Origin of the sequence: Streptomyces platensis, assembly GCF_008704855.1 — a bacterium.
Lineage (GTDB): Bacteria > Actinomycetota > Actinomycetes > Streptomycetales > Streptomycetaceae > Streptomyces > Streptomyces platensis.
In genome coordinates this window covers 7766584-7785035 of record NZ_CP023691.1, presented here as the reverse complement: position 1 = coordinate 7785035, position 18452 = coordinate 7766584, and the positions used below count along the sequence as shown (strand labels likewise).

16 protein-coding genes are annotated in these 18452 nt (G+C 71.7%); 5 read left to right on the top strand and 11 right to left on the bottom strand.

From position 1 onward, the window contains the following. Positions 1 to 40 precede the first annotated feature (40 nt). Entirely contained in the window at positions 41 to 1174 is a 1134-nt protein-coding gene (locus tag CP981_RS34350) for a hypothetical protein (protein WP_143658800.1), read from the bottom strand. Between the two features lie 383 nt (positions 1175 to 1557). Next, complete coding sequence (locus CP981_RS34345) at positions 1558 to 2268, bottom strand: CTP synthase C-terminal region-related (seleno)protein (protein ID WP_085922284.1); 711 nt, start codon at positions 2266 to 2268, stop codon at positions 1558 to 1560. Positions 2269 to 2344: 76 nt separating this feature from the next. Between CP981_RS34345 and CP981_RS34340 the strand changes: the two genes are divergently transcribed. Both CP981_RS34340 and CP981_RS34335 read left to right on the top strand, forming a co-directional pair. Next, entirely contained in the window at positions 2345 to 3223 is an 879-nt protein-coding gene (locus CP981_RS34340; RefSeq protein ID WP_085922285.1) for a LysR family transcriptional regulator, read from the top strand. An 86-nt stretch (positions 3224 to 3309) separates the two neighbouring features. Beyond that, positions 3310 to 3945 carry a GNAT family N-acetyltransferase gene (locus CP981_RS34335; protein ID WP_085922286.1) on the top strand — a complete coding sequence of 212 codons (636 nt, stop codon included), beginning with the start codon at positions 3310 to 3312 and terminating at the stop codon, positions 3943 to 3945. Positions 3946 to 4241: 296 nt separating this feature from the next. On the opposite strand, the gene CP981_RS34330 is transcribed toward CP981_RS34335, so the two are convergent. Next, positions 4242 to 5135, bottom strand: a complete 894-nt coding sequence (locus CP981_RS34330) for an NADP-dependent oxidoreductase (RefSeq protein ID WP_167536180.1) — start codon at positions 5133 to 5135, stop codon at positions 4242 to 4244. A gap of 70 nt (positions 5136 to 5205) precedes the next feature. Between CP981_RS34330 and CP981_RS34325 the strand changes: the two genes are divergently transcribed. The 3 genes from CP981_RS34325 to CP981_RS34315 all read left to right on the top strand — a co-directional run bounded on the left by CP981_RS34325 (position 5206) and on the right by CP981_RS34315 (position 8156). After that, a complete protein-coding gene (locus CP981_RS34325; RefSeq protein WP_085922287.1) occupies positions 5206 to 5781 on the top strand; it encodes a TetR/AcrR family transcriptional regulator in 576 nt (191 codons plus the stop codon). A 265-nt stretch (positions 5782 to 6046) separates the two neighbouring features. Continuing rightward, a complete protein-coding gene (locus CP981_RS34320; RefSeq protein ID WP_085922450.1) occupies positions 6047 to 7006 on the top strand; it encodes a DMT family transporter in 960 nt (319 codons plus the stop codon). 91 nt (positions 7007 to 7097) lie between these two features. Then, entirely contained in the window at positions 7098 to 8156 is a 1059-nt protein-coding gene (locus CP981_RS34315; protein ID WP_085922288.1) for an RICIN domain-containing protein, read from the top strand. 96 nt (positions 8157 to 8252) lie between these two features. Here CP981_RS34315 and CP981_RS34310 read toward each other — a convergent pair whose 3' ends face one another. The 8 genes from CP981_RS34310 to CP981_RS37970 form a co-directional block, all read right to left on the bottom strand. Then, positions 8253 to 8927 (bottom strand): DUF5825 family protein, encoded by a 675-nt coding sequence (locus CP981_RS34310; protein WP_085922289.1) that lies wholly within the window; start codon positions 8925 to 8927, stop codon positions 8253 to 8255. 48 nt (positions 8928 to 8975) lie between these two features. After that, positions 8976 to 10910: a RiPP maturation radical SAM C-methyltransferase gene (locus CP981_RS34305; RefSeq protein ID WP_085922290.1), complete on the bottom strand. Its 1935-nt coding sequence runs from the start codon at positions 10908 to 10910 to the stop codon at positions 8976 to 8978. 261 nt (positions 10911 to 11171) lie between these two features. Further along, positions 11172 to 13022 carry a S9 family peptidase gene (locus tag CP981_RS34300; RefSeq protein ID WP_085922291.1) on the bottom strand — a complete coding sequence of 617 codons (1851 nt, stop codon included), beginning with the start codon at positions 13020 to 13022 and terminating at the stop codon, positions 11172 to 11174. Then, positions 13019 to 14290 carry an MFS transporter gene (locus tag CP981_RS34295; protein WP_085922292.1) on the bottom strand — a complete coding sequence of 424 codons (1272 nt, stop codon included), beginning with the start codon at positions 14288 to 14290 and terminating at the stop codon, positions 13019 to 13021. The genes CP981_RS34300 and CP981_RS34295 overlap by 4 nt, the downstream gene beginning before the upstream one ends. 507 nt (positions 14291 to 14797) lie before the next feature. Then, positions 14798 to 15175 carry a DUF2267 domain-containing protein gene (locus tag CP981_RS34290; protein WP_085922293.1) on the bottom strand — a complete coding sequence of 126 codons (378 nt, stop codon included), beginning with the start codon at positions 15173 to 15175 and terminating at the stop codon, positions 14798 to 14800. Positions 15176 to 15381: 206 nt separating this feature from the next. Further along, positions 15382 to 16545, bottom strand: a complete 1164-nt coding sequence (locus tag CP981_RS34285) for an aromatic ring-hydroxylating oxygenase subunit alpha (protein ID WP_085922294.1) — start codon at positions 16543 to 16545, stop codon at positions 15382 to 15384. Between the two features lie 344 nt (positions 16546 to 16889). Then, positions 16890 to 18095, bottom strand: coding sequence for a cytochrome P450 family protein (locus CP981_RS34280; protein WP_085922295.1), 1206 nt, complete (start codon positions 18093 to 18095; stop codon positions 16890 to 16892). 151 nt (positions 18096 to 18246) lie between these two features. Next, positions 18247 to 18408 (bottom strand): hypothetical protein, encoded by a 162-nt coding sequence (locus CP981_RS37970; protein ID WP_158092604.1) that lies wholly within the window; start codon positions 18406 to 18408, stop codon positions 18247 to 18249. Positions 18409 to 18452: the final 44 nt, after the last annotated feature.

The following is an 18452-nucleotide window of genomic DNA, read 5'->3' as shown; positions in this document are numbered from 1 at the left end:
TCACGTACGGCGCGGGAAGGCCGTGACCGGCACCCTGGCGTCAGGGCCGGTATGCCTGCCGAAGCGCACAGGTCCAGATGACGGCGCGGGTGGTCGACCTGGCATCGGCCGCGGAGCCGCCGACGCGCTGGTCGTCGCTGACGGCGTACGCCTGGGAGGCGCCCTCCGGGGAGAGCCGGGGCAGCGCCAGCAGGGGGCCGGTGCCCGGCCATATCTGCGCCTGCTCCGGGGGCGCCGTCTCCGGCGGGAAGGGCCCGACCATGTGACTGTCCGAGGCGGTGCCCACACTCACGTTGGTGGTGGGGCTGATGGCTTCGAAGGTGCCGCTGGTGCGCTCCCCGAGCAGCCCCGGTTCGCTCTCGGTCGTGTACGGGGGCAGCCACTGAGTGGGAGTCCGGGTGTCCAGACGGGTGTAGTCGTGGGTGCCCACGATGCGTCCGGCGCGGTCGATGTCGCGGGGGTACCAGAAGTCGTAGGGCACTCCCGCGGGCCAGAAGCGCTGGAGCGGTACGGCCGCGGCACCCCTCCTGGCGGGCCAGACGACGCCCGCCGACCACGACTCGTCGTCCTTGACGGCCTCGCCGGAACCGGCGATCTGACCGGCGTTGTTGAGGGCGGTCACCGAGGTCAGCGAGTACCCGGCCGGTGGCGCGAGCCGACGCAGGATCCGCGTGCCCTCCCATTCGAGGCCGACGAGAGAGCCGTCCTTGACCGCGTCACCGACGATCAGCCCGTGGTCGTTGACGTCCGCCGCATGGGCCCCTTCCGGCAGCAGGGTCACCGCGCGGGCGCCGGCGCGGAAGCTGAAGGCGGCGGTACGGCCCGCGGCGTGCAGCGAACCGACCATCAGCCCCTTCGCGTTGACGGCCGCGACCTCACCACCGGTGAATCCGGCGGGCAGCGGTACGCGATGGACCCGGGTCCCCGTCCAGTACACGGGCAGCCCGCGCGATGCCCCCACCGCCAGGGCGGTCGGCCCAAGTCCCTTGACCTGACTGCCGCCTGAGCCCGGCAGAGAGGCCAGGACCTGGAGGGCGGGCCGGCAGTCGGCGGGCTTACGGGCGCCGTCGGTGGACCGGCCCGACAAGGCGGGCGCCGGACCCGCCGTCAGCAGAGGCACGAGGAACGCGGTCGCGACCACCGCCACCGCGGCACGGATGGGTCTTCGCATCATGGTCTCCGTTTCCGAGAACACGGGAATGGCCCCCGTCGGCACCGGAATCAGCCGGTGCACGACGGGAAGGACCCGGCAATGCCGGAGGGGAGCTGTTCGTTCGGTGCGCTCACGGGAGAGGCGGGGGCCGACCACCTCACCTCACGGCCGCGCGGAGCGATTACCCTCCCCGCACCACCTCGGGCATGCCACGCACACGTCCGTGACGTACCGAGAACTCCCTCAACCTCCCTGGATGGGAAGTTTCCGCGGACCGGCCCCTTTCCTACCGCACCCATGACCGGTCGGGACGATTCCGCCGCCCAATGGCCGGAACTCGTCCGGGAGTGTCCGGGTCCGCCCCGGGAGCGGCCGGCTCCACTTGGGTCGGTGGCCGGGCGCGCTTATCGAGCGCCGAGGTGGTCCACGGCGGCCGAGGCCAGGCCGGTGATCAGCGGGTGCGCCCGGGTGCCGTCGCCGTCCAGCTCAGGCTGGAAGAGGGTGGCCAGGAAGAAGGGGTGAGCGGGCAGTTCGGCGATGCGCAGCTCGCCGGATTCATCGGTGCCGGTGAAGGCCATTCCGTGTGCCCGCAGGACATCGAGGTAGTCGGGGTTGGGGCCGTAGTTGCAGTGGTAGCGGGCCTGCGTACGGTCGGCGCCGAGCAGTTGGGCGGCCCGGGAGCCGGGCGTGACGTCGACGATGCCTTCGTGGCCGACCAGGGAGCAGGCGAGCGGGCGGATGACGGCGTCCTCGTCGGCGGTTTCCGGGGCGTTCTCGGCATGGCCGGCGCGGGTCACGCCGCAGACGTCGCGGGCGAATTCCAGCAGCGCGTGCTGGAAGCCCCCGCAGGTACCCAGAAAGGGAATGCCGCCTTCGCGCGCCGCCCGGATCGCCGCCAGGACGCCGCGCTCACTGCGGTAGGGACTGCCGGGCAGCACCCAGACCGCGTCGAAGCCGTCCATGCCCTGGTCGGCGTCCTCGGTGGGGATCCAGTAGGCGTCCAGGTCCAGTCCGTCCCGCACCCGCAGCGCCTCCAACAGGCCGGGGATACGGGCATGGGACCGGACGGCGTCGGAGCGGTCGCCGACCAGGGCGATACGTGCGGTGTGGTTCATGGCGACGATCCTGCAACCCAGGGCACATCAGGTCCAACGATGATGTCTGCACGCGCCATTAGCGATCCTGATGCCCATGGATCCACATCTGCTGCGCACCTTCGTCGCGGTCCTCGACCACCGCTCGTTCTCCGTCGCCGCCTCGGCCCTCGGCTATACGCAATCCGCGGTCTCCCAGCACATCGCCGCCCTCGAAGCCGATCTGGGCACCCGGCTGGTCGAACGCCGCCCGGTCGCCCCCACCCCGGCCGGAACCCGGCTGATGGAGCACGCTCCCGCCCTGCTGCTGCGGCTGGACGCCGCCCGCACCGACATCTCCCGCCTGCGGCACACCCGCTCCACGCGACTGACCCTCGCCTGCTCACCCGCCGCTCTGACCCCCGCCATCGCGCAGGCCCTGTCCCAACTGCGCGCCGCAGCACACTCGTTGGATCTGGAGGTGCATACGCTGGGCCGGGAAGCGGTGCTCGCGGAGGTGCTCACCGGACGCGCCGATATCGGCCTCGTCGACGGCGCCGCGGCCCCCAGCGACCCGCTCCCGCTGCCCGACCTCGGGCCCGCCACCACCCTCGTCGCGGCCGAGGAGCCCTTGGCCGTGCTCTTCCCGCACCACCATCCCCTGGCACGGCGCCGCACAGTGCGCCTGACCGACCTGGCACAAGCCCACTGGATCGACGCCCCGGACACCGCCATACCCCTCGACCGGCTGCGCGACATCTGCCGCACCGACGGCTTCCGTCCCCGGATCCGCCACCGCGGCACCGACCTGCACGCCCTCGCCGCACTCGCCACCACCGGCCACGGCCTCGCCGCCCTCCCTCTCCCCCTCGCCACGACGCTCGGCGGCACAGCCGTCCCGGTGGCAGAGCCACGGCTGGTACACCGCACCGAGGCCGTTCACGCCGCCAACCCCTCACGAACGACGCAGCAGTTGGTCGAGCGCATGACCTGGTGACCACAGCCGCCGTGGAGTGGGGTGGCGGTCTGTACGTGCCACACCAAACCGATCCCCCTGCAACTCAAGATCATCGAGCGTGCAGAATGACCCGTATGCCGATAACCAACCGGAACAACACCACAAACACCCCGATGACGGCCGCGATCGACGACGCTCCGCTCATCAGCCGGGTCCTCGCCGACGCCTTTGACGACGACCCGATGATGCGCTGGTTCTTTCCCGACGATGCCGCCCGTCCGGCGGGGCTCGTCCGTTACTTCAGCACCCTTTTCACCCGGCAGTACGGCCGGCACGGTGTGTGTGAACGTACCGGGGCGGCGGCTGCGTTCTGGGTGCCGCCGGAGGCGATGGCCAAGGCCGTGCCCGACACGGAGACCATCGAGGAGCTCCAGGACATCCTGGGCGACCGGGCCGCCCTGTTCCGGGAGGCCGTCGAAGCGGCGGCCGAGCATGCCCCGCAGGAGCCGCAGTGGCATCTGGCGGTGCTGGGGGCCGACCCCGCCGCCCAGGGCCAAGGGCACGGGGCCGCCCTGCTGCGGTCGGGGCTGGCCAAGGCCGACGCGGCGGGTATGCCCGTAGCCCTGGAGTCGTCGAAGCGGACCAATCTTCCGTTCTACGAGCACTTCGGGTTCACCGTGCAGCAGGAGCTCCAGCTGCCGGGCGGCGGGCCGACACTGTGGGCGATGCGACGCGAGTCGCGCCCATCGGACGACGCCTAGGAGCCGTCCGGCCGATCATGTGAAACGGCAGTCTCACGGGTCATCACTGCCACAGCCATCCCCCTCCCGAGAGGGGAGAGCCCAGCGAGTTACATGATCGGCCGGACCAGCCCCCAGCGTCTCCGCACCGGGCGGCGACCGGCCCATCCGGGAACGCCGACGGCGAGCCGGATCTCGGTGGACGACGCCGCAGTCGCCCTGGTGGGCGCGGCGTAGCCGCCCCGGCTTCGCCGACGACGCTTCACCACTCGCTAGTGACCGGCTGTTCGGCGTGGGGACGCCGGGCGGGCGGCGGCTCAGATGACCAGAACCCGGCGCCCCCGGGTGTGACCGGCGCGACTGTCGGCGTGCGCCGCCGCTGCCTCGGTGAGCGGGTACGACTTCTCGACCGGGATGTGGAGCCTGCCCCGGGCGATGAGGTCGACGGCCTCGGCGAGCGCGTCCGGCACGCTCCCGGCCACGCCGGAGAACCGGACGCCCAGCTGCGGCGCACCGAGGTCGGCGATGGAGACGACCTTGCGCGAGTCCCCGGTGAGCTCGACGAGTTCGCGGATCACGCCCGAGCCGGCCAGGTCGAGGGCCGCGTCGACCCGGCCCAGGTGCCGCACCCGTTCGACCCAGCCCTCGCCGTAGGTCGTGGCGAGGGCGCCCAGGTCACGCAGGTAGTCCTGGTTCGCGGCCCCGGCCGTGCCGATCACCGTGATGCCGCGCTCGCGGGCGATCTGCAGCACCGCCGACCCGACGCCGCCGGACGCGCCGCTGACCAGCAGCGTCTGCCCGGGCCGCACGCCGACCTCGCGGATGATGCGCAGCGCGGTCTCCACCACCGACGGGTACCCGGCCGCCTCGTCGAAGGTCAGTCCCACGGGGATGCGGGCCCAGGCCGACAGCACGGCGAACTCGGCGTATGTGTCGGCGCCTTCGCCGAACACGCGGTCGCCGACCTCGACCCCTTCGACGCCCTCGCCGACCTCGTCCACCACCCCGGCGGCGTCAAGTCCGACCCCGGCGGGCAGCTCGACCGGATGGGCTCCCAGGACTTGGCCCTCCCGAATCCTCCAGTCGACGGGGTTGACGCCCGCCGCTCGTACGGCGATGCGTATCCGACCGGGGCCCGCGTGGGGCTCCTCGGCTTCCACCAGTTGCAGGACCTCGGGACCGCCGAACTCGGCGAAGCAAATTTTCCTCATGCGGCCGAACGTAACCCTAACCGTTAGGGTTTCACAACCGTTAGGAATTCGTACCTGGTAGTGTCAGGGCATGACCGAGCCGCCCGGACGCCGCGAACGCAAGAAGGCTGCGACCCGTCAGAAGATCGCCGACACCGCGCTGCGGCTCTTCCTGGAGCGCGGGTACGACGCCGTGGGTATCCGTGACGTGGCGGCCGAATCCGACGTGGCCGTCACCACGGTCTTCTCCCACTTCGCCTCGAAAGAGGCCCTGGTGTTCGAGCGCGACCAGGACTTCGAGCAGCGCCTCACACGGGCGGTCACCGACCGGCCTCCGCACGAGCCGCTCATCCCGGCGCTGCACCGCGAGGTCCAGGCCCTGGTGCGGCACTGCACGGCGGAGGGCAGCGCCCCCGTCCGGCGCATGATCGAGGGCTCACCCGCCCTGCGGAAGTACGAGGAGTCGATGAACCTGCGTCACGCGCAGGCGCTGGCAGCGGCCCTGGCCGCCGATCCCCACCTGTCCCGGAGCGCGACGGCCTGCCGGGCGACCGCGCGTTTCACCATCGACGCCTACGCGCTGGCCTGCCAGGCGGACGATCCCGGGGCCACGGTGGACGAGGTCTTCCGGATGATCGAGGCGGCCTGGGAAGCCACCGCGTCCTGAGCCGGGGCGCCGGCCCGCTGCGGCCGGGGCCGGGTCACGGCACATGCGGGTTGCCCTGGGCGGCCGGACGGCTCCTAGGGGAAATCCGGGGGCTGCGCGGGTCGGCATGCCCCGGGCAGCACCAGTATTCGCTTGTCAGCGCGGTGCGGCCTCTTACAAGCTGGCGGCTCATGTGTGCGCGCCGGGCGTATGCAACGGGCTTTGGGAGGTCGCAGGAGTGAGTCGACGGGTGGGAGCAACAGCGGTGGATGGCGATGCCGGGTCCGTGAGCCGGGCGGATGGGCGTGCGCTCGCCGCGGCCTGCGTCACGGTGGTGCTGTGGGCGTCGTCGTTCATCGCGATCCGTAGTTCCGCTGCGGATTTCGGGCCGGGTGCGCTCGCGCTGGGCCGGCTGGTGGTGGCGTCCGTCGTGTTGAGCGCCCTCCTGCTGGCCCGGCGTGGTGGATTCCCGCCCCGCGAGGCCTGGCCGGGCATCCTCGCCTCCGGAGTGCTGTGGTTCGGCGCATACATGGTCGCGTTGAACTGGGGCGAGCGGCATGTGGACGCCGGTACGGCTTCCCTGGTCGTCAATGTCGGGCCGATCCTGATGGCGCTGCTGGGCGGATGGCTGCTGAAGGAGGGCTTCCCGCCGAAGCTGATGGCGGGTATGGCGGTTTCGTTCGCCGGGGCCGTGGTGGTCGGGCTGTCCATGTCCGGCGGTGGCACGTCGTCTCTCTTCGGCGTGCTGCTGTGTCTGTTCGCGGCGCTGGCGTACGCGGTGGGTGTGGTGCTTCAGAAGCCGACCCTGAAGCACGCCACACCGATGCAGGTGACGACGTTCGGCGCGCTCGCCGGAGCGGTGGCCTGTCTGCCGTTCGCCGGCCAGCTGGTGTCGCAGGTGAGCCGGGCTCCGCTGTCGGCGACCTTGCAGATCGTGTACCTGGGTGTGTTCCCGACGGCCCTTGCGTTCACCACGTGGGCCTATGCGATCTCCCGTACGACCGTCGGGAAGATGGGTGCCACGACGTACGCGGTACCGGTGCTCGTCGTGTTCCTGTCCTGGCTGTTCCTCGGCGAGATCCCCGGCTGGCTGACGCTGCTGGGTGGTCTCCTCTGCCTGTGCGGGGTCGCGGTGTCGCGGATGCGGGGGAAGGGGCGGGCGCAGGTCCCGGAGGCCGCACGCGGGAGTCGTACGGCTGCGCAGGCCGAGGTGTCGGCGGAGTGCGCACAGCGCACTGCCGGCTGAGCACTGCCGCCGGGGCAGCGGGGGCGATAGCGTGCGGAACACGGTGGACTACACCACCAACACTCCGAATCCATAAGGGGGTTGTTCTGGTATGAGACCGACCGGACACAGCGGCTTACGCAGAACACTCACCGTCTTCATCGCCGTGCTCGCCGTCGCCCTCGGCCTGGGTACGCAGACCGGCACGGCCCAGGCCGATGACGGCTCGGGCCTGAACGGACTGACGTTCACGTCGGTCAACAACGGCCGGAACCTGGATGTGCAGAACGGCAACACCGGGGACGGTGTCTTCATCGTCACCAACTCCGCGCCGGGCTACCACCAGAAGTGGAACGCCGGCCTTCAGGCCGACGGATCGTTCACCCTCGTCAATGACGTCACGGGCAAGTGCGTCGGAGCGGGCTATCCGCTCAAGCAGCAGTCCTGTTCCGGAGCGTCCGGTCTGCGCTGGTACTTCCAGCCCGTGAGCGGTACCAGCGACACTTTTATGATCCGTAACGCCGGTGACAACAAGTGCGTCGATGTCGTGCTGGGCGCCCAGTACAACGACGCATGGACGCAGACCTACGGCTGCAACGGCAGCAAGGCGCAGCAGTGGAAGGTTCCCTCCTCGGCGACCGGCGCCGTGGTGAAGGCCGCGGTGACCTATGCGTCGAAGCGCTGCCAGAAGGACGCCGCGACCTGCTCCTGGACGAAGGGTTCGCAGGCCCCGGCCGAACCGCTTCCGAAGCAGTGCGTCTCTCCCGTCTGGTACAACGGCACCGAGGCGCCGGTGCCCTGGACGTTCTCGCTGAACACCTCCACCGGCTGGTCGAGCCAGCTCGGGGTGTCCTTCACCTCCACCCTCGGCACGGGCATGGCGAGCCCGGTGCAGACCAGCGTCAGCCTCACCCTCTCCGGCCAGGTCACCTACGGCCTGCGGACGGACCTCGGCAACAGCCTGGTGATCACCGTGCCGTCGCATCAGTACGGCTGGGTGGCGCTGTCGGAGCTGGCGACGAAGGTGACCGGCGAGTGGACCTTCGACGCGAACGGCTTCCCGTGGAAGGCGCAGGACACCGTCACGGTCCCGCTGCGCAGCGATGACCAGGGCCGGTCCAGCATCTATCTGGCGCAGACCAGCCCGGACTTCACGAACTGCCACAGCTGAATCAGAAGGGTGGGCCCACACGGGTCGTGCGGGCCCACCCCGCAGCGGACGCGGCCTGACGAGGACTGCGTATGCGCCGGTGCTGCCGCCCGGTCCTCAGACGGCCATTGCCTCCTGGATCCACCGGTTCACCCGGTACGGGAGCCACCACAGCAGCGGGCCGGTGCGGGAGACCAGGCGCTCCGCCAGGAAGTCGGCGGCGATGGCCGGGGGCACGTCCCGGAGCGGTGCGCCGTAGGAGAGCCGGTCGATCGCCTGCTGGTATTCGGGCTCCTCGGCGGTGAAACGGCGCAGTTCGCCCCAGCGGCGGTCGCGGATCTGGACGAAGCCGGGGCCCTGGCGCCACAGGCACTTGCAGAGATAGTGCCCGTTGCGCCATTCGGCCAGCGCGGCGGCGGGGTCGGTGGGGCCGGTGAGGGTACGGGGCGGCTGGAGGTGGCTGAGGTCGCGCCAGCCGTCGTCGGGCTCCGGGGGCAGCCGCAGCTGCCACTGCACCAGTACGGCACGGGCGGTCAGATCGCGGATCAGGCACAGGCTCCGGACGGCCCGGTCGGCGTCGGCGGGGTCGTCGACCGCGGTCAGGTCGATCTCCCCGGTGAACTCCACCCGGCGTGCCCCGAGTTCCCACAACCGGGCGGCCTGGTCGTCCGGCGGCGCGGTCAGGTCGACCGCGCCCAGGCTCATGCCCGGCAGGGCGCAGGCGTCCTTGTCGTAGTCCCGCCAGGCGTGGAGGGTCAGTGCTCGGGTGGGCGGGGTGGCGGTGCTGGTCATGGCGTTCTCCTGCGGGGCGGATGAGTCCTGCTGCGGGCCGGGCGGGGGTCAGACGTGGGCGACGAGGGGCCGGGCGGCGTCGTCGGGTCGCTCCGGCGGGGCCGCCACGGCATGGGTGTGGCGCATGAAGTCGAGGCGCAGCAGGTCCTCGTTGACGGCGGCCGGTGCCAGGTGGACGTACTGGCCGCCGTCGGTGAAGACCAGCCCGAGCGTCACCCAGTGCTGGAGGAGGGCGTGGACGGCGGCCTCGTCGACGGGGTGCCCGGGAAGCTTGGCGGCGAGCTTGCGGGTCAGGGCGGCGGGGGCGTGCGGCTGGTCGAGCAGCCGGAAGGCGGCGATCTCGGTGGGTGCGGTGAGTTCCAGGGCGCCCCAGTCGAAGGCGTGCCGGCGGCTGACGAGCACGATGCGGTCGCCGAGGTCCGCGTGGGTGAGTCTGCTGTCCGCGTGGCGCTTCTTCCAGGCGGCGAGGGCCTCGTTGAGCGCGGTGACGGTGGGCTTGGTGATCCCGCGTTCGGGTGCCTCGAAGACATAGGCCATATCGAGGAGTTCGGATTCGGGCAGGTCGTAGGTGAAGCGGTAGTGCTCCTCGGGGCGCAGACCGGTGAAGCCGAGTTCGGGCCGGTTGAAGTACGGGCTGAAGCGTTCGATGGCAATACGGGCGGACAGGTCGACCGGCGGGTCGAGGTGTTCCAGGGCCGGTATCTGGGCGATGACGGGCTCGTAGTCCGAGGCGCTCTCGCCGGGGAAGCCGTGGAGGTAGTTCCAGGAGACGGAGAGTCCGGTCTCGGCTCCGTCCCGGAGCATACGGACGTTCTGGCAGCCGCTGACGCCCTTGTCCATCAGGTCCAGCACCCGGCTGTTGAGGCTCTCGATGCCCGGCTGGACGTAGATCATTCCGGCCCGGGCGAGGGTGCGCAGCTGGGGCCGGCGCATATTGGCCTTGATCTCGATATGCATCCGCAGGTCGTAGCCGCTGTCGATGATGCGGGGCAGGACGGTGGTGAGGTAGCCCATGTCGAGGATGTTGTCGACGAGGTACATGTCCAGCACCCGGTGCCGGCGGGCCAGGTCCATGATCTCTTCGTAGAAGGTCTCGGGGCTCTTGCTGCGGAACTGCATGAAGGAGCCGTTGAGTCCGCAGAAGGTGCAGTGGTGCTTCTCCCCCCACCAGCAGCCGCGGGCCCCCTCGACGACGAGTTTGGGCTCCACCCAGTTGCGGGCGACGGAGGACGCCAGCCGCTCGAAGTAGCCGCTGTAGTCGGGCGGCAGGATGGTCGCGGGCGGCAGCGGTCTGGTGCTCATCGGGTTCGCGACGCTTTCGCCGTCGGCGCCGCGGTGGCACAGCCCGGGGACGGCGGACAGGTCGCCGCCCTCGTCGAGCGCGGTGAGCAGCTGGGGGAAGGCGGCCTCGCCCTCGCCGCGGACCACGAAGTCCACGAACGGGAAGTTGCGGTGGGTGGCGTGGCCCTGTTCGGCGTCGCAGTTGGCGCCGCCCATGACGGTTCTGATGTGCGGAGCGAGGCGCTTGACGTACTTGGCGGCGGCGAGCGCGGCGGTGTTCTGCTGGAAGGTGGAGGTGAAGCCGACGACGTCGGGGCCGGCCGCGACGATCCGCTCGGCGGTCTCCTGCACGAACTCCGGTACCACGCGGTGCAGTTCCTTGGACATCCGCATCCGCTCGTCACGCAGTTTGCCGCGCATCGAGGCGGTGAACTCCGGCACCCGCCACTCGGGGTCGTCGTAGAGGGCGGAGGAGAACACCCAGTCGCCGCATCCCATGAAGTAGGAGGAGAGTGCGTAGTACTGGTAGTCGTCCGCGGTGAACTCGGTCCGCCGGGTGATCCAGTCGGTGAACTCCAGGTTCGCGTGCAGGACATCGGCCCGGCCGGAGGTGCGCTCGTCGACGCTTCGTCTCAGGATGCCGAGGGCAAGGGACGGCAGGTCGATCGGGGACCAGGGCATGTTGACCAGCAGGACGCGCATGGCGGCTCCTCGTACGACAGGTGGGGTGGGAGGTGGCCGACGGCCGGCCGGTGAGGTGCGGCGGTCCGGCCGGCCCGGTGTGCCACCGGGCCGGCCGGGGAGGGTCAGTCCTCCTCGGTGTCCTCGGCGTTACGGAACGGGACGGTCACCGTGACGCCGATGCTCGGTCTGCGGTTCTCCTCGTCACCCGCGAGCGGGTCGTTGTGGATGATGTCCTTCTGCATGGCTGCTTCTCCTCTTCTGCCGGTTACGGAACGGTTCTTACGCCCCGGGGGCACCGGACGGGCCGGTGCCTCCGGAGACCCCGTCCACCGGGGGACGGGGGGTTCGGTGGGCCGCGGGGGCGCGGCGCAGATGCTGGTCCAGGAAGCCCAGCGCGCGGTGCAGTACGGCCACGTGGTGGGCGCCGGTGTAGCCGTCGTGGCCGGTCTCCAGCCACATCGACTCGTGTGCCGCCCCGGCCCGCCGCAGTGCGCCGAGGTAGCTCCGTACCTGGCCGGGCGGGCATTTGGTGTCGAGGGTGGCGGCGATCACCAGCAGCGGGGCACGGACATCGGCGGCGTAGTGGAGGGGTGAGCTCCGCGCGTAGCGCTCGGGCACCGTGTCCGGCGTGCCGCCGAACAGCCGCTCGTCCAGGGCGCGCAGGGCGGGGGTGCCGGTGCGGTACGCCGCCGCGCAGTCGGCGACGGGTTTGACGGCGACGCCCGCCTGCCAGAGGTCCGGCCGGGTGCCGAGCGCGAGCAGGGCCAGGTAGCCGCCCCAGGAGGTGCCCCACAGGCCGATCGCGTCCGCTCGGGCCAGGCCGCGGCGGAGCAGATCGCCGCGGACCGCGACGAGGTCGGCGACCTGGGTCAGCCCGACGCCGGCGCCGTACGCGGCGCGCCAGCGGGGGCCGTAGCCGGTGGAGCCGCGGTAGTTGACCCGGGCGACGGCGAACCCGGAGGCGACCAGGGAGTGCACCTCCGGGTCGTAGGCGTCACGGTCGTGGTCGGCGGGGCCGCCGTGCACCAGGAAGACCAGCGGGGGCCGGCGGCCGGTGACCGGTTCCGGTTCGCTGAGGAGGGTGTGCACGGGCCCGTCCGGGCCGGGGGTCCACAGTTCGCGGTGCCGGCCGGGTGCGGGGGCGGGCAGGGTGGCGAGTTCCGGGAGCCGGGTGCCGGCGGTGGAGCACATCCGGGGCGGGGTGGCGGTGTCGGTCCAGAGGTAGTGCACGTCGTCGCCCGGGTGCGGGGCGGCGTCGAGCAGGGTGCCGGGCGGGGACGGTACCGGGGTCAGGGTGCGCCGGTCGAGGTCGGCCGCGGCGAGGGTGGAACGGCCGTGGCGGTCCTGGCGGATGAGGACACGGCGTTCCGCGGGGTACCAGCGCGCGGTGATCTCGGTGTCGAAGCGGCACCAGTCCTGGGGCAGCAGTCCGCTGCCGGGCCGCCATGTGGCCAGCCGGTAGCGGTCGTCGTGCTCCTGGACCAGCAGCAGCTCGGTGCCCGCCGGGGACGGTGCGAAGCCGAGCGCCCAGAGCCGGCCGTGGTGTCCGGAGAGCTGGTCGAGCACCTTCCCGGAGCAGGTCACGAGCGTGACCGCCCGGTCGGAGCCGGCCGCCCCGGACACGGCCAGCAGCCCTCCCGAGGGTGAGATGCCGGTCAGCAGCGCCTGCCCGTCGACGGTCCACACCTGCCGGGCCGGGCCGCCCGGTCTCCCGAGGTGGACGGTCATTCCGCTGCCGTCCCCCAAGCCGAGGGCCACCGTCCCGGCGTCGCTGACGGCGAGGCCGTGCGGGAGGCCCGGTGCCAGGCCGGTCAGGCCCGGCTGCCGCGCTCCGCCCTCGAAGTCCTGGAAGTACCAGAGTCCGTGGCCGTGACGGTCCTCCGCGAACCACCACACCCGGGCGTCGGCGTCGAGGGCGCAGTGCAGGGTGCCGTGCGGGCTGTCGGTGACCTGGCGGGCGGTGCCGGTGACGGCGTTCCAGGTGAAGATCTCGCAGCGGCCGTCGGCGTCCGCGGCCAGCGCCATCCGCGCCGGGTCGCGTGGACAGACCTCGGGCAGTGCCGGGTGGTAGACCCGGAAGCCGGTGCCGGCCGGGGGCTGTGCGGTGAGGTGTGCCGCGGTCGTGCTCATGCGGCCTCCGAACCGGCGCAGCGGGTGCGGGACGGTGCCACGCAGGTCGTATGGAGCGCGAGCACGGCCAGCAGTGCGGCGCAGCCGAGGAGGGTGACGGCGGCTCCGGCCCGGTCGGCCGACAGCCCGGCCAGGGCGGGCGCCACGGCGGCGGTCGCGCCCGACACGGTGGCCAGCACGGTCCCGGTGCGGGCCTGGAGTCCGGGTGGGATGACCTGGATGATCCGGGCCTGGAGCGCCACGGTGGCCACCGGCGTCAGCAGACACAGCAGACCGAAGAGCAGGCCGAAGTGCCAGGCGTCGCGGGCCATCGCGAGGGCCGCGGCGGGCGGCACCATCAGCCAGGAGACCGTCACCAGCACCCGGCCGGCGGAGCGCCGGCCGGCGATCCGGGGTGCGGCGAGCGCTCCGGCCAGGCCGGCCGCCCCGGCGAGCGCGAGGACCAGTCCCAGCGGTGCCGCGCCCCGGCCGTCGTGCTGAAGGGCGAACACCGTCGTGTAATACAGCGCGACGAGCAGGGCGTTGACGGCCGAGATCCACAGGAGCGCCATCCGCAGGAAGGGTTCACGGCGGATCAGCGCCAGCCCGGCTGCGGCTTCGGCGAGCCGGGCCCGCCGGCCGCGGCGCACCGCTCCGGCCGGAGACTGCTGCTCACGGGGCGGAGCGAGGGGCGCGCGCATGGCGCCGATACAGCCCGCCGCGACGGCGTAGGAGAGAGCGTCCGCGAGGAACGGCAGCCAGCGTTCGGCGTGGAAGAGCAGCCCGCCCAGTGCGGGCCCGAGCACGAGGGCGCCCCGCTCCCCCGCCTGTAATCGGGACAGGACGCGACGGTACTCCCCGGGCGGGCACACCAGGGCGACGGTGCCGAGCGCCGCGGCCTCGTAACAGGACGTCGCACACCGCTCGACGAGCACGGCGGCGATGAGCACGGCCAGCGGGACCGGCCCCGCCGCGACGGCGGCGGTGACCCCGGCCATCGCGGCGGCGGAGACCAGTGCGGAGCCCACCATCAGATGCTTGCGCGCCCCGCGGTCGGCGGGGACGGCGGCGAACGGGCCGAGCAGCAGCGTCGCGACCGCGGAGAGTCCGGCGAGGGCTCCGACCTCGGCGGGTGACCGGCCGAGGGTCAGCAGCAACAGGGGCAGGACCAGCCCCGATGTCTGGCTGCCCAGGGCGTCGCAGGTACCCGCCCACCAGAACAGCCGGATATCGCGGCGGACATGGGGCAGCGGTGCGGCCGGTGCCACCGCCGGCGCGGTCCCGGTCATCAGGGACGGCCCGGGGACGGTCTCGCGGCGCCGCGGTGGGCATCGCCGTGCGGAGTCCGTACCGGGCGGTGCGGACGACCGCTGGTGCGGACGCGTGTCAGGCCGTCCGCCGTCACGGCCCGGGAGGAGACGCTCGGTAAGTCGGAGGGTGCGCCGTCTGCCGGGGATGCCGTTGACCGTTCCATGCGAAGCCACCTCACACATGTGGGCAGATCATGAAGATCAGGCACACTAATAGGTCAACTTACGGAGGAAATGTGCCCGAATCGTGCCGGAGCTTAGCCAGACAGTGACGTGGGCCACAAGGTGTGTGCGAGGACCACCTTCGATCCGCGCGGCCGGGCAAGCCGCAGCCCGAAGGGGCAACGACCGCCCGGCCGTCCGCGCGATCGGGAGTCCTCGTGGAGGCCGGCCACACCGCCCCAGCCGCCGACCATTCGCCGCGGAGCAGGGCGACGACTCCGTAAGGCGGCGACGGGACGACGGCCCCGAGAAAGCGACCGCGGGTCAGCGCGTGGTCTCCACCAACTGCGTGTACTCCTTGCCGAGTTGCGACATGGCGTGCCCGAACTCCTTACGGGAGACGGCCTCTTGAAGAGTGCCGAGGACCGCCCGTACACCACGGTCGGCTTCCGACGCGGACAGGCCGGTGCGCGCTCGTACCCTGCGGATCGACTCGTCCGGCCCGAAGATCTCCATCTCCCGCCGCTCCCGCTTCAGCGAGACACGCAGCGGCTCGGGAAGTTCGAGGGCCAGATCGCGGGCTTCGCCGTCGCTCAGACGCAGTGCGAGCGTTTCGAGGGTGGCGCGGGTGAGATCGGCCCCTTCCTGCCGCGAGAGCCTCGCGCGGTCCGCCACTGCCCGGAAGAACTCCTTGTCGTCCATGCGAGCCTCCACATCGGAATCAGGGGATGGGCGAGGGAGGCACCTCACCCACCACCTTGCCACGATCCCCCGCCCACCGTCGGCCCACCACCGGCTGCACCCGCGCACCCACCGTACGTCACCGCCATAGGGCGTCCGACCTGCGGTGATGCCGGTCAGACGGCAGCTGCCCGAGCCGGGGCGGCCGCCACCACGAGCCGGGCCGGTCAGCCCGGCTGCGGGGATCCGGCCTCCGAGGTGGCGCCGGCCCGCGGTGAGCCGTCGCACAGCGCGGCGGCGCCGCAGAGGGCGGATTCGGGACGGATGGGGACCCCGTTGGTGCGCAGCACGTCACGGACATCGAGGATCAGCGGGAAGACCTCCTGGTTCCAGTCCTCGCCCTGCTCGTCCCAGGCCCGCTGCTCGGCCTCGACCGCCATCCGGTCCTCGGCGAACACCCGCTCGGTGAAGCGCCGGATCAGCGGCCAGGCGAGATGGAGGGCTCCCGGGATCGGCGGCTTCGCGATCATGAGCAGGCCATAGGCGTGATTGGTGCGCTGCTCCGTGTCCTCCGGGACGTAGGCCGCCCAGAGGGAGAAGGACGGGAGGTCGGACTTCTCGGGAACCGCGAGGAGGGTCTGATAGGGGTACTCGGTGCGCACGGTGATGACGTCGGGCGACTCGCCGCCGCCGAATCCCTCACCGGACAGCAGACCGGCGCCGCGGTCCTTCTTTCCGCCGGCGGAAGTGAACAGATACCGGGCCTCGACGAATTCCGGACCGGTGTCGTACCCGAGGAGCTTGGGCTGGATCTTGCCGAGAACACCGCGGTGCAGGAACTGGTGGTTCATATCCAGCAGGTTTTCGTGCATGAACGAGTAGTGGCAGTGCACCGTGCGCGAAAACACCATGGTCTTGTGCTTGGCCGAATCGTATTCCGGCAGCTCGGGCAGCGGGGTCGTGGGCGCTTTCTCCGGATCACCCGGGAAGACGAATACGAGGCCGTACCGTTCGCGGACCGGATAGGAGCGCACCCCGCGCGGCGGCCGGTCGACTCCCTTGGGAAGGTAGGGGATCTGCGAGATCCGGCCGTTCCCGCGATAGGCCCAGGCGTGGTAGCAGCAGCGCAGCGTCTCGCCCTCCACGACGCCCAGGCTCAGCGGTACCTGGCGGTGGGCGCACCGGTCCTCCAGCGCGAAGACCGCGCCGCTCGCGCCGCGATAGAGCGCGATCCGCTCCCCCGCGAAGGCGGTGGCGAAGGCCTTGTTCTTCGGCACGCTTCCGGATACCGCGACCGGATACCAGAAATTCGGATTGATTCCCGTACGCCGGAGGTCGGCCGTCGCTCCGGGGCGGTATTCCCGCATCCGGTCCGGGCCACCGGACGCCATGGTTCCGTCCCTTGCGGGCTGAGCCTGGGTCATACGTTTCTCCCTCGCACGCGGGTCAGTGATACGGAACGGGAGAACGTCGGGTATCCGGCGGGCAGCGCGCCGTAGGGGTTCTCCGGGATCACCTTGTGCGATTCCCCCGGTACGACGGCAATCAGGCTCGCCCCCGAGGGTGACGGGGGCCCGTCCGGCGGATCATTTGCTGGGCCATTTGGCTCCCGGCCATGACTCCCCGGCCGTGGCGGAGCCCTGGCCCGAGGTCGTCAGGCCAGGGCTCCCCGTGGTGATCAGGCGCGTCGGACCGGCGCGGCGCGCGGCACCCCTCGACGGGCCGCGCCGGGCCGTCACGACCAGCGGACCGGGAGATTCCGTGGGCCGCGGAGCAGTGCGCCCAGCCGCCAGCGCAGGTCGGCCGGGTGGGCGTCCAACTCCAGCTTCGGGCAGCGTTCCAAGAGGGTGCGCACCGCGATCCGGGCCTCCAGACGGGCGAGCGGGGCGCCCAGGCAGAAGTGGATGCCATGGCCGAAGGCGACATGGCCGCGGGCGTCGCGGGTGATGTCGAAGCGGCCGGGGTCGTCGAAGCGGAGGGGGTCGCGTCCGGAGTCGGCGATCACGGGGAGCACGACCTCGCCGCCGCCGGGGATCACCGTGCCCGCGATGTCGACCGGGTCGAGGGTGAAGCGGAAGGTGGCCGTCTCCAGCGGCCCGTCGTAGCGCAGCATCTCCTCGACCGCGCCGTCGATGAGGGACAGATCGGCGCGCAGCGCGGCGAGTTGTTCCGGGTGGGTGAGCAGCGCCAGCACGCCGTTGGCGATGAGATTGCCGGTGGTCTCGTAGCCGGCGATCAGCAACAGCTGGGCCATGCCGAGGAGTTCCTCATGACTGAGCCGGTCGCCGCCCTCGTCGCTCACCGCGATCAGATCGCTCAGCAGGTCGTCGCCGGGCCGGGCACGCTTGGTCTCCACCAGGTCGTCGAGATAGCCGGTCATGGCCGTCAGGACTTCCTTGGTCCGCGGCGTGGGGGCGCCGACCATCAGGATGTCGGTCCAGGTGCGGAAGGTGTCCCGCTCCAGGAAGGGCACACCCAATAACTCGCAGATGACGGTGATCGGGAGCGGGAAGGCCAGCGCCTCGACGAGATCGGCGCGGCCGTCGGGGGCGGCGAGCATCGCCGCCAGCAGCTCATCGGTCAGCTCCTGGACGCGCGGCGCGAGGGACGCCACCCGGCGCGCGGTGAAGGCACGGGCCACCAGGCCGCGCAGCCGGGTGTGTTGCGGCGCGTTGGCGCGGAGCATCGACACGCCGCTGGACACCGGCTGCATCGGCTGCGCGGACGAGGCATGCCGCCACTCCTTCGACAGCCGGGAGTCGCTGAGCGTCGCGCGGACCGCGTCATGGCCGACGACCAGCCAGACGACCGTGCCCTCCGGGAGGCGTACGCGATGCACCGGGCCTCGCTCGCGCAGCCGCGCGTACACCTCGAAGGGGTCACGGACGAAGTCCTCGCCCATTGCCGCCAGTTCAACGGTTCCCATCGGTTCGGTGGTCATCCGGCCTCCTGTCCGCCGAGGCCTTGCCCCGGGACGACTGGGTACGGGGGAACCCTCCCCGGCGGCGGAGCCACTAACCGCGGCCGGAGCCGCGTCTGCCGCCGGCCCGCTCGGGGCCGGCGGCGGACGCGGCGTCCAGGGCCGGTCCCGTCTACCGCTGGGTCAGGTACAGCAGCAGAGCGGAGATCACGGCCCCGGCCACCCCCTCGATGGCATGGGCGGCGGTGAAGCGGGCGTACTTCCTGAGCCACGGGCGCCGTGACTCCGCGGGAACACGCGGCGGGGGTTGCCGGTCCTCCGCATGATCCTTCATGGGCGTCTCCTTGATCGGTGGTGGTACGTGCGGGCCGTGGCTCG